The sequence below is a fragment of the Flavobacterium sp. CF108 genome (assembly GCF_900129795.1).
In the GTDB taxonomy this organism is placed as follows: domain Bacteria; phylum Bacteroidota; class Bacteroidia; order Flavobacteriales; family Flavobacteriaceae; genus Flavobacterium.
The window spans coordinates 267,771-280,622 of sequence record NZ_FQWW01000001.1 but is presented as its reverse complement, the minus strand read 5'-3'; the positions used below and the strand labels follow the sequence as shown (position 1 = coordinate 280,622).

Genomic DNA, 12,852 nt, shown 5'->3' with positions numbered 1-12,852 from the left:
ATTAGTGAAAATTCGTGTAATTCGTGGCAAAAAAAAACTTTAGAATCATCAAACCAAAAACATGAAAAAATCAATTCTAAGCCTTATTTTATTTTTATTTATGGTAACATCTTCATTTTCAAGTGAACTTATAGATGTAGTAAATACTTTTCAGGCAGACAAAACAGCTTTACAAAATTTTTATCCCAATAGAGAATCAGAGGAATATTATGTGCGTTTTTCTAAGTTTTACTCTGATTGGGAAAAAACAGTAAAAAATATCGATTTTAAAAGTTTATCCAAAGATGGAAAAGTTGATTATTTGTTGCTGAAAAATCTAATAAATAAAGAGAATTATTTTTTACAAATAGAATACAAAGGATACAAAGAAGTCGCTTCGGTTTTGGATTTCTCCGATGATATAAACGTTTTTATCAAAGAAAGAAGAAGAGGAAAACATCCGGTTTCCAATCAATTGGCTAAAGCTTTTGATGTTGCAGCAAATAACATTGATAAAGAGACAGAGATTTTAAAAACCAAACCTTTTAAAGATTGGTTTGCCGCCGATAAAGCAGCAAAATCTGTAGCTTATTTTAACCAATCGCTTAAAGAAGCTTATGAGTTTTATTACAGTTATGATCCCAATTTTACATGGTGGGTTGAAAAACCGTATAAAAAGTTATCAGAGAAATTGAAAGCTTATGAAGATTTTTTAAAAACAAATTATTCTCAAACCAGTATAAAAGATGACGGAAGCGGTATTATTGGAAAACCAATTGGAAGAGAAGCAGTAATCAAAAGTTTGTCTTACGAATATATTCCATATTCTCCAGAAGAACTCATTGCAGCCGCACAAAGTCAATTTGAATGGTGCAAAAAAGAAATGATTAAAGCCTCAACTGAATTAGGTTATGGAAACGATTGGAAAAAAGCATTAGAACATGTTAAAGATACTTATGTGCCGGCAGGTGAACAACCTCAAGCGATTACAAGTCTTTACAATCAATCGATTAAATTTATTGAAGACAAAGATTTAATTACGCTGCCGGATTTGACAAAAGAAACCTGGCAAATGATTATGATGACACCGGAACGTCAAAAAGTAAATCCGTTTTTTACCGGAGGCTGGGAAATCAGTATTTCATATCCAACTCAGGATATGGATCAGAAAGACAAACTGATGAGCATGCGCGGTAACAATCCTAATTTTTCTTTTGCAACCGTACAACACGAATTGCTTCCGGGACATAATTTGCAGTTCTTCATGAACAGCCGTTATAAGTCGTATCGTCAGCCTTTTGACACGCCGTTTTGGATGGAAGGTTGGGCTTTGTATTGGGAAATCATACTTTGGAACAAACAATTTCCGCAAACTCCGGAACAAAAATTAGGAATGTTATTCTGGAGAATTCACCGTTGCGCGAGAATCATTTTTTCATTAAGATATCATTTAGGAGAATTGACGCCACAACAATGTATTGACTTATTGGTAAATGAAGTTGGACACGAAAAAGCCAATGCTGAAGCAGAAGTAAGACGTTCTTTTGCCAGCGGAGACGCACCATTATATCAAGTTGCTTATATGACCGGAGGTTTACAATTTTACGCTTTAAGAAATGAATTGTTAGCAAAAGGCTGGACAGAAAAACAGTTTCACGATCGCGTTTTAAAAGAGAATATAATGCCGGTCGAAATGCTTCGGGTTTTATTGGAAGATTTACCGGTTTCTGAAGATTATAAAACGAATTGGAAATTTTCGACTGATTTCAAATAGTTGATTTACAAAAGATTTGAATTCCTGCAAGGTATTCAAAACCTTGCAGGTATGTTTTGAATACCTAAAAGGTCTAAAAAAAAACCTTGCAGGAAAATATAAAAAATATAAATAACTGTTATTTATGTAATTGGATATTTCTAATGATCGAACTCAGTTTAATAACTCGAATTGATTATTTAAAAAAGTTTAACATGAAGCTAATTACAATTTAATTAGCTCACAAATAATAAGAATTATGAAGAAAATACAACTTTTGGTTTTAGTATTTTGTTGCACAATAGCTTCGACAAATGTACAGGCACAAGAATATTGGGATCGAATTAAAGCTAAAAAATCAACGCTTGAAGTCGACAAAGGATTTACTGTTTTGAATACAAAATCATTTGAATTGAAAATATTAAAATCTTCTCAAACGGTAGCCGCATTATCGCCGCTTTCAGATAAAACTTTTGATTTTACACCCGGAGAACGACTTTCGATTCGTGATAAAGACGGGCTTTACCAATTGGGAGATATTAATCTTCGGGTTAAAGCTGCCGATGGAACTTGGAAAAGTTATTCTACAGCGGCCAAAAGAGCATCTGTAACTCCGTTAAATGTTTCTGGAAATATTTTGGCTGCAGCCGATCTTTCGAACACATTACCAGCAGATATTCCGGTAACGATAAAACGTTTTTACGAAGAAAAAGACGGGAATTTAGTTTTACATTTTGAAATTACAAACAAATCAAATACTACTCAGGAAATTGGTGCTTTAGGTGTTCCGATGGTTTTTAATAACATTCTGGAAGGAAAAACATTAGACGAAACACACGTTCACAATGTATTTTTTGACCCCTATATTGGTAAAGATGCAGGTTATCTTGAAGTAAAAAGATTAAGCGGTCATGGTCCGGCATTGTTAGTGCTTCCGGAAGCAAATATGCCTTTTGAAGCGTATCGTCCGTTATTGGATGATGAAACGCCAAGAAGTATTGTTTTTGAAGGATTCCATGAATGGATGCCTTTTAGTAAAGCTTACGCCGATAATGAATGGAAATCAGCTGATCAATGGAATACGCCAACTTCATTAGTGCTTAAGGCAGGAGAAACTAAAAGTTTTTCATTGAAGTTTGTATTAGTAGATCAAATTGAAAATATTCAAAATTCTTTAGTTCAAAACGATCGTCCGGTTGCGGTTGGAGTTCCGGGTTATGTTTTGCCTCAGGATGTTGACGGTCAACTTTTTCTAAAATATACTAAAGCAGTAAAATCTTTTAAAGTAGAACCGGAAGGCGCTTTGACAATAGAGGAAAAATCAAAAAATAAAAATGGTTATTTTCAATATGCTGTACACGGAAAAAAATGGGGAAGAGCAAGATTAACCGTTGTATATGAAGACGGATTACAACAGACAATCAATTATAAAGTAATAAAATCAGAAACCAATGTAGTGGCTGATTTTGGAAATTTCCTGACAACAGCGCAATGGTTTGATGAAAAAAACGATCCGTTTCATAGAAATCCTTCGGTAATCTCTTATGATTATGAAACTAAAAAACAAGTAACTCAGGACAGTCGTGTCTGGATTTCAGGTTTAAGTGACGAAGGAGGAGCAGGGGGCTGGCTTGGTGCAGTAATGAAGCAATTAATTGAACCAAAAAAGGAAGAAATAGAAAAATTACAGCAGTTTGTAGATAAAACATTATGGGGAAGTATTCAGTATAATACGGCTGATACGCTTAAATACGGAGTTAAAAAAAGTGTTTTTTATTATGAGCCAACAAAATTTCCAGAAGGAACTTACAGCAAAGATGTAAATTATAAAACATGGGCTGCATGGGACAAAAAAGGCGCTGATGATCCGGGAAGATCTTATAATTATCCGCACGTTGCCGCTGCTTATTGGACAATGTATCGTTTGGCGAGATATCATGACGGTTTGGTTACAAATCATGCATGGGATTGGTATTTGAAAAATGCATACGAAACGAGTATTGCAATGACAAGATTAGCGCCGTATTATGCGCAGTTTGGACAAATGGAAGGAACGGTCTTTTTATTGATTTTGAAAGATTTAAAAACCGAAGGTTATACAGAAATGGCCACTATTCTGGAAGCTAAAATGAAAGAAAGAGCAGACCATTGGAGAACCTTAAATTATCCTTTTGGAAGTGAAATGCCTTGGGATTCTACAGGTCAGGAAGAAGTTTATATGTGGTCAGATTATTTTGGATACACAGATAAAGCAAAGATTACTTTAGATGCAATATTGGCTTACATGCCTACAATGCCACACTGGGCTTATAATGGAAATGCCCGTAGATATTGGGACTTTTTATACGGAGGAAAATTATCACGAGTAGAGCGTCAGATTCATCATTATGGATCGACTTTGAATGCGATTCCGGTTTTGGAACAATTTAGAAAAACACCAGATGATTTTCATTTATTAAAAGTAGGTTACGGAGGATTATTAGGCGGAATTTCGAATATTACCGAAGACGGTTTTGGAGCTGCGGCTTTTCACTCTTATCCTGAAACTTTAAGAATCGATTATTTATCAGGAGATTATGGCTCTGGTTTCTTTGGTTATGCAGTCAATACAGCTACTTTTATTACCAATGAAAAAGATTATGGCTGGGTTGCTTTTGGAGGAAATGTAAAAGAAAAAGGAGATGAAATTGTAGTTGATATTACTACTGCAGCAAAATCTAAAGTATTTATTGCTCCAAAAAAAATATGGTTAACATTAGACGCAGGAACTTTTAACAAAGTAGCTTATAATACTAAAACTGGCGCAATCACAATAACTTTGGACCCAAAAACAACTTATACGCCAAATGCTTATTTAAGAGTAGATCAAGACGTGAAATTATCGTATGAAAAAGTGAGAGGCGCTTATAAAATAGCTTTGAAAAATAAATCTGTTGAAATTAAATTATAATATGGAATGAAGCAAAAATCAAAAACACCTTTTTTGAAAAAAGTACTATTTGTTTTATTTGTATTACTGGTTAGTTTAAATTCAGTTGCTCAAAAGTTTGACAAATATTTTCCAAAAAAAGACCTGACCACAGTTGGAGTCTACTATTATCCTGAACATTGGGATGAAAGTCAATGGGATCGTGACCTGAAAAATATAGCTGCAATGGGTTTTGAATTCACTCATTTTGCTGAATTTGCCTGGGCACAACTCGAACCGCAAGAAGGTGTTTATGATTTTAAATGGCTGGATAAAGCGGTTGCAATTGCGGCAAAATATAACTTAAAAATTGTAATGTGTACCTCGACAGCAACGCCTCCCGTTTGGCTGACGCGCAAGCATCCGGATATTCTGGCTACGTATGAAGATGGCACGAAAACAGATCACGGTTCGAGACAACATGCTTCATTTTCAAGTAATTATTATCGAATGTATTCGATGAAAATGATTGAAAAACTGGCAAAAAAATACGGGAATAATAAAAATATTATGGGTTGGCAGGTTGATAATGAACCTTCCCGTTTACTGGATTATGGAGCAGATGCTCAAGAACGCTATCGCAATTGGTTAAAGGAAAAATATAAAACCATTGACGCCTTAAATCAGGCTTGGGGAAACAATTTCTGGAGCGGAACTTATTCTGATTTCAGTCAGATAAATATTCCGTTGCACAAAGAATGGGGAATGAATTTACACTCTCAATTGGATCATTATCGTTTTGCGGATCAGGAAACCGCCACTTTTCTGGATGAACAAGCGATTACAATTCGAAAATATATAAGCAAGGACCAATGGATTACGTCAAATTACAGATCCAATTATGACGAAAGTTTTGTTGGTATGAGCAAAGAATTAGATTTTGATTGTTACACACGTTATTTGGTTTATGGAGGAAGTCCCGGAATTGGTACGAAAGGATATCGTTTGGGCGATTATACCAGTATCGGAATGTCAAATGATTTTTTTCGTCCTTTAAAAGGAATGTACGGTTGCATGGAATTACAACCGGGACAAGTAAACTGGGGAAGCATTAATCCGCAGCCTTTGCCGGGAAGTATTCGTATGTGGTTGTGGCATGTTTTTGCCGGCGGTAGTAAATTTACATGTACGTATCGTTACCGTGCACCTTTATACGGTTACGAGCAATTTCATTACGGAATTGTAGGTACAGATGGTGTAACACCAACAATTGGCGGTAAAGAATTTGCTCAGTTTATAAAAGAAATCGATACACTGAGAAAAAAATACGACGCCAAAGCAACATTGCCGGATTACTATTTAAAACGCAAAACCGGAATTTTATTTAATACCGATAATTTTATGGGCATCGAATTGAACAAGCAAACAAAAGAGTGGAATACAATGGGCCACTTTTTAAAATATTACAGAGTTTCAAAATCTTTTGGTGCGCCGGTTGATTTTGTTCGTGATACAACTAATTTCTCTAATTATCCTTTTTTAATTGTTCCTGCTTATCAGATGATTGATCAAAAAATGATTGATAAATTGACTTTGTATGCCAAAAATGGAGGAAACTTAATATTGAGTTGCAGATCCGGAATTCAGAATCGCCAGGGTCATCTTTGGGAAGCTAAATTTTATGAGCCAATGTGGAATTTAATCGGTTCTCAAATAGAATCATATGATTTATTAATGCCGCAATCTCCGGGTGTTATCAAATTTAATAATCAGGAATTTGCATGGACAAGTTGGGGAGATTTACTAAAACCAAATAAAGAAACAGAAGTTTGGGCAACGTACGAAAGTGAATTTTATGCCGGAACGCCAGCCATTATTTCCCGAAATTTAGGAAAAGGAACAGTAACCTACATTGGTGTAGATTCAAAAAACGGAGAACTTGAAAAGCAGGTTTTAAGAAGGTTATACCAAAAACAAAATGCTCCAATAGAAAATTATCCTGAAGGAATTATGGTAGAATACCGCGACGGATTTGGCGTAGCAGTAAACTATTCAGATAAAGAATACGAAATCAATTTACCAAAAAACGCCAAAATTATCATTGGAAATAAAGCCATAAAAACCGCCGAAGTACTAGTTTGGAAATATTAATATAAATCCTTTTTGTCTGACTGAATGAGGACGATGTTTGTCAGGCTGAGCGAAGTCGAAGCCTCTTTTAAAAGCCTTCGATTCCGCTCAGGATGTTATTGATTTCTGAAAAGATAAATTTTTTCACTCAAATTAATTTACAAAATGCAATGCTAAAAAAAAAACTATTTTACACTCTCTTCATACTTGCTTTTACAGGAACTGTTTTTGCCCAAAAAGATATTCCTGTAAATATTCCAGTAGTAAAAAATCCTATTTTGCCGGGTTGGTTTGCCGATCCTACAATTAAGAAATTTGGAGATACCTATTACATCTATGCCACCACAGACAATGAAATGCTGGCATCGGGCGCTCCAACTGTCTGGTATAGTAAAGATTTTAAAAACTGGTATAATTATATCATGGAAATCCCTTCTTTTTCGGCAAAATCGATTACCAATTTTTGGGCTCCTGATATCATTGAAGGAAAAGATGGTAAATACTATTTGTATTTTGGAAATTGTGAAATAGGCTGTAATATTTATGGTTATGTTTCGGATTCTCCCGTTGGACCTTGGAAAAAATTGAGCGAAAATGATACTCCGGTAATTTCAAACGGATATCCAAAAGAGAATTTTCCATCTCTGGACGCACAGTTTTTTACAGATACTGATGGAAAAATATATAGTTATTGGGGAACTTGGGTGCATTATAATGGTGGATATGCTGTTGGCGAATTGAACAAGAATAATATGAGTGAAATGGTTCATTCGACCAATATTCCGTTAGAGCAAACGCCAGCGCCTTTTGAAGCTGCTTATATGATGAAAAAAGGTTCTAAATATATCTTGATGTATTCCGGAGCGTCTTGTCATGATGAAACATACAATGTTCGCTATTCTTATTCGAATTCGCCATACGGACCTTTTACACCCGGAAAAAACAATCCGATTTTGAGTACAAATGAAGATCAAACCGTTCATGGTCCCGGTCATCATTCGATCTTGCAAGAAAAAGACGATTATTATATCGTTTACCATAAACATGATTATCCAATGACTCGAGGCGGACTTGCGAGACAGGTTTGCATTGATAAAATGATTTTTGAAAACGATTCAACAATCAAAAAAGTAGTTCCTTCAAGTAAAGGAATTGCTGATTTAGTGAAGTCTGAAGTTCCTGAAAATATTGCTTTTGGAGCAAAAACTACCGCTTTATCATTTTATCATTTAAAGTCTACACAATATGATTATGAATATAAACCTTCGTATGCAACGGATGATAATAATGCCACAATGTGGAAAGCTGCCGATAATACTTCGGCTCAAAATTTAATTATTGATTTAGGCGCAGAAAAGAAAGTAAAAAGAGTAATGACGCAATTTGAATTTGCGAGTTATTATTATCAGTATAAATTGGAATATTCGGCCGATGGAAAAAAATGGAATTTATTTGCCGATAAATCCAAAAATCGTACAGCAGGAAGTCCAATGATTGATGATAATGACGTAACAACCCGTTACATAAAATTAACGGTTTTAGACACTGAAAAAACGGGACTTTATGCCGCAGTTTGGAATATTAAAGTCTATAGTTCATTATTTGAAATTCCATTGCAATTGCACAACAAAGAATCGAAAATAAGTCCGGCTTTAAAAAGTTCTAAAAAAATATTGGTAGATTTTGATGCCAGTAAAATTCAAAATAATGCAGCTATAAATTCAGTTTCGAATAAAGGATCTCTTGGCGGAATTTTTGTCAAAAGCGGCGAAGTTTCTTTAGAAAATGTAGATGGAATAAAAGCGTTCAATTTTAAAAACGGAGCTTTTACTTTAGATAAAGCTGTACCAAAAACATTAGCCTGGAATGGTTCTTATACCGTTGCAACTTGGGTTAAAAATCCTGAAATACCAAAAGAAGGAGATATTTTGTTATCGTGGTGTGACAGAAACAAATTTGGCTTAGCCAATTCCTACAATACATTGGCTTACAATAGTGGAAGTTATGGCGCAGGAGTACATCTTGACGGTCATTTTGATATGAAATACAATAAAGTTCCTGAAGCCAATAAATGGCATTTTATTGTTTTAACTTTTGATGGCGTTGTAGAGAAAGTATATGTCGATGGCGTTTTAGACAATTCGCAGAATATGCTTTTATCTTCAGCAATTGATAAAGCCAAAATTATAATTGGAGCATCTGATATTGGAGAAAATTTCTCGGGTTTTATGGCGTCATTACGATTGTACGATTATGCACTGAATCAGGAAGATTTACTAAAACTGATGAAACAGACAAAACCTAAAGCAGAATAAAGTTTACTTCTTAAATTTATCCATTCAAATAAAAAATAAATAAAAAATAAATACAAAATGACAATAGGTGTAGGTGGTTCTAATGCAGCCATTGAATTAGAAAAAATAGAAAACAGAGTTCAGAATGTACAACCAATTAAGTTAGAGGAATATCTTGAACGTATAAAGAAAGCAACTGGTTTAATGAAAGAACTTTCTGTTCAGGCAATTTATCTAAACGCAGGAACCAATTTGTATTATTTTACAGGAACAAAATGGAATGCTTCTGAAAGAATGGTCGGTGCATTATTATTTGATGATGGATCTTTAGAATATATAGTGCCAAAATTTGAAGAAGGTACTTTTAAAAAATACATGAAAATTCAGGACAATATTAATTGTTGGGAAGAACATGAATCGCCTTATATTTTATTTGGTAAAATATTGAGCGCCAAAAGTCCTGAATACAGCCAAATAGCGATTGATGAATCTTCGCCTTATTTTTTAGTAGATGGAGTTGCTAAAGCCAATACCTCGTATGCTTTTATAAATGCGCAACAAATTACGTCGGCTTGCAGAATGCAAAAATCGAAGAATGAAATTGCTATTATTCAAAAAGCAAAAGACATTACTATGGAGGTTCAGCGTGCTGCTGCCAGAATATTAAGACCCGGAATTGCAGTTGATGAAGTGGTTGATTTTATTAATAAAGCACATATAAAAGCCGGAATACCTTCAGGGTCTTATTTCTGTATTGTTTTGTTTGCCGATGATACACAATATCCTCATGGTGTTTCGGTTCCTCAGCCTTTAAAAGAAAATGATGCCGTTATTATAGATACGGGCTGTAAACTTGAAGGATATCTTTCTGATATCACGCGATCGTATGTATACGGAACCCCTTCTGAAGAATACACAAAGATTTGGAATTTAGAGCAAAAAGTTCAATTCGCTGTTTTTGAAACTGCAAAAATTAAAACTTCCTGCGGATCTGTAGATGATGCGGCCAGAAAAATTTTGGCGGAAGCCGGACTTAGCCCGGACTATGATTTACCGGGATTGCCTCACAGAGTTGGACACGGAACGGGATTAGACATTCATGAATTCCCTTATTTAGTCCGCGGAAGCGAAATAAAATTACTGGAAGGAATGGTAGTGAGTAACGAACCCATGATATGCATTCCGGGGAAATTTGGAATCAGACATGAAGATCATTTTTACATGACCGGAAATGGAGCCAAATGGTTTACTACGCCTATGCATAGTGTTGAGAACCCTTTTGGATATTAAATAGTAACATGTTGGGGAATTTTTGTAGATATTAATTATCCACTCAGTTTATTATTTCAATCGCTAATGATAAAAATATTTTTTTTCAGGAGCTAATCCCGCTATACGTTTCAATCTTTTGTGATGAACCTCGCCACAAAATGATTTCCACTTCTATCGGGGCTAGGGCAGATTGTGTTTAATAAAATTATTGTAATTCGTTGTAGCATTAATTAAATAAAAATAAAAAATGAAGCGATTTTTACTTTTACTGACTATTATGTATTTGCCTGTTCAGGCGCAGGAAAGTTCAATAATTAAGATAGAGACCGAGGCTTCGGCTTTAGTTTTAAAGGTTGGTAAAAACAAAAAATTGTATCAGACGTATCTGGGAACAAAACTGAACAATAGTGCCGAATACGAAGCAGTTTCAAAAGAAAATACCAAGAATTTTGTGGTGAATGACGGAAATCCGTTAATCGATTTGCGCCACTCAGCGTATCCCACTTTTGGAACCGATAATTTATTTGAACCCGCTATAAGAATTACCCATAACGACGGAAACCCTTCATTAGAATTAGAATATCAAAATCATACCATTCAAAAAATAGATAACAATACAGCTGAGATTATTATCAAATTAAAAGATCCTGAATATCCGGTTTTTGTCAATCTTCATTATAAAACATTCTATAAAGAAAATGTCATCGAATCCTGGACAGAAATCCAGCACAATGAGAAAAAACCTGTGATGCTGTACAATTACGCTTCATCGGCATTGCATCTCGATGCAGATCAATATTGGCTGACTCAATTTTACAGCGATGTGGTTGAAGAAATGAGAATGGAGGAAAGTCAGCTTACAAGAGGTATTAAAGTGATCGATTCTAAACTAGGAGTTCGTACCAATATGTTTGCGCCGCCAAGCTTTTTTCTCTCTTTAAATTCAAAATCAGGCGAGAATACCGGCGAAGTGATTGCTGGTACAATTGCATGGTCCGGAAACTTTAAATATACATTTGATATTGATAATAATAACGAACTGAGAATTATTTCAGGTATTAATGAATTTGCATCAGAATACAATCTCGAACCGGGAAAAACCTTTAAAACACCTGTTTTTATCTATACGTTTTCGAATCAGGGAAAAGGTCAGGCAAGTAGAAATTTACACGCCTGGGCTAGAAAATACGGTCTTAAAGATGGCGAAAAACCACGTCTAACTTTATTAAATAACTGGGAAACGACTTTTTTTGATTTTGATGAAAATAAACTGGCTAATATGTTTACAGATGCCAAAACATTGGGTGTAGATATGTTTTTGCTGGATGATGGCTGGTTTGGTAACAAATATCCAAGAAGCGGTTCGACATCAGGTTTAGGAGACTGGCAGGCAACAAAGTCAAAATTGCCAAACGGAATTGGTTTTTTGATGGAACAAGCTCAAAAAACAAATGTAAAATTTGGTATTTGGATCGAACCGGAAATGATCAACGAAAAGACAGAATTATATGAAAAACACCCGGATTGGGTATTGAGTTTGCCTAACAGGGAAAAGAGTATTTATCGCACGCAATTGGTTCTTGATTTATGCAATCCGCAGGTTCAGGATTTTGTTTTTAAAGTGGTAGACGATATCATGCAAACCAAATCAGGAGTAGCTTTTTTTAAATGGGATTGCAACCGCATGATGACAAGCGCTTATTCAACGTATTTAAAAAATCAGCAGTCGCATTTATTTATAGAATATACAAAAGGCTTGTATAAAGTGCTTGACCGCATAAAAGCTAAATACCCGAATCTGCCTATGATGCTTTGTGCCGGAGGTGGAGGGAGAGTCGATTACGGAATGCTGAATTATTTTACAGAGTTTTGGGCAAGCGACAACACAGATCCTTTTGATCGGGTTTTTATACAATGGGGATATTCTAATTTTTATCCGGCATTGGCGACTTGCAATCACGTTACATCTATGGGAAATCAGTCTGTTAAATTTAAAACTGATGTTGCTATGATGGGTAAATTAGGCTTTGATATTCAAGTAGGTGGCTTAAAACCAAACGAATTGCAATTTTGCCAGCAAGCAGTTTCTAATTACAAAAGGTTAAGTCCGGTAATTTGGCAAGGCGATTTGTATCGATTGATTTCGCCTTATGAAGAGAGCAGAGCAGTATTAATGTATGTAAATCAGGACAAAACAAAATCGGTAGTTTTTTCTTACACCCTGCATCCGCTAGCAGATCCTAATTATAGTCTGGTAAGATTAGAAGGACTAGATCCTTTAAAAAAATACAAAGTTGAAGAAATTAATATCATGCCAGAAGCTAAAAATACTTTTGAGGTATCAGGAAATGTTTTTTCCGGAGATTTCCTTATGAAAGCAGGAGTAAAAGTTTCTTCTTCAAGACAGGAAAGCAGTATTGTACTAGAGATTACAGCTGTTGATTAGTTTTTAAAAGTTTGATTTTGTAACTTATTGTAAAACAAAAAAGTGAATTTAATAAAATAGGTAAAATAGT

General features: G+C 34.9%; 6 protein-coding genes. All 6 read left to right on the top strand.

Annotated features, from left to right (window positions below; all coding sequences use genetic code 11):
- Positions 1-61 precede the first annotated feature (61 nt).
- The 6 genes from BUE10_RS01285 to BUE10_RS01260 all read left to right on the top strand — a co-directional run bounded on the left by BUE10_RS01285 (position 62) and on the right by BUE10_RS01260 (position 12,782).
- Complete coding sequence (locus BUE10_RS01285; RefSeq protein WP_073481419.1) at positions 62-1,753, top strand: DUF885 family protein; 1,692 nt, start codon at positions 62-64, stop codon at positions 1,751-1,753.
- A 238-nt stretch (positions 1,754-1,991) separates the two neighbouring features.
- Positions 1,992-4,682 carry a DUF5695 domain-containing protein gene (locus tag BUE10_RS01280; RefSeq protein WP_073481417.1) on the top strand — a complete coding sequence of 897 codons (2,691 nt, stop codon included), beginning with the start codon at positions 1,992-1,994 and terminating at the stop codon, positions 4,680-4,682.
- 33 nt (positions 4,683-4,715) lie between these two features.
- Complete coding sequence (locus BUE10_RS01275; protein ID WP_234984693.1) at positions 4,716-6,791, top strand: beta-galactosidase; 2,076 nt, start codon at positions 4,716-4,718, stop codon at positions 6,789-6,791.
- A gap of 149 nt (positions 6,792-6,940) precedes the next feature.
- Positions 6,941-9,085 carry a family 43 glycosylhydrolase gene (locus tag BUE10_RS01270; RefSeq protein ID WP_073482976.1) on the top strand — a complete coding sequence of 715 codons (2,145 nt, stop codon included), beginning with the start codon at positions 6,941-6,943 and terminating at the stop codon, positions 9,083-9,085.
- Between the two features lie 57 nt (positions 9,086-9,142).
- Positions 9,143-10,354 carry a M24 family metallopeptidase gene (locus BUE10_RS01265; RefSeq protein WP_073481412.1) on the top strand — a complete coding sequence of 404 codons (1,212 nt, stop codon included), beginning with the start codon at positions 9,143-9,145 and terminating at the stop codon, positions 10,352-10,354.
- Positions 10,355-10,583: 229 nt separating this feature from the next.
- Complete coding sequence (locus tag BUE10_RS01260; protein WP_073481409.1) at positions 10,584-12,782, top strand: alpha-galactosidase; 2,199 nt, start codon at positions 10,584-10,586, stop codon at positions 12,780-12,782.
- Positions 12,783-12,852: the final 70 nt, after the last annotated feature.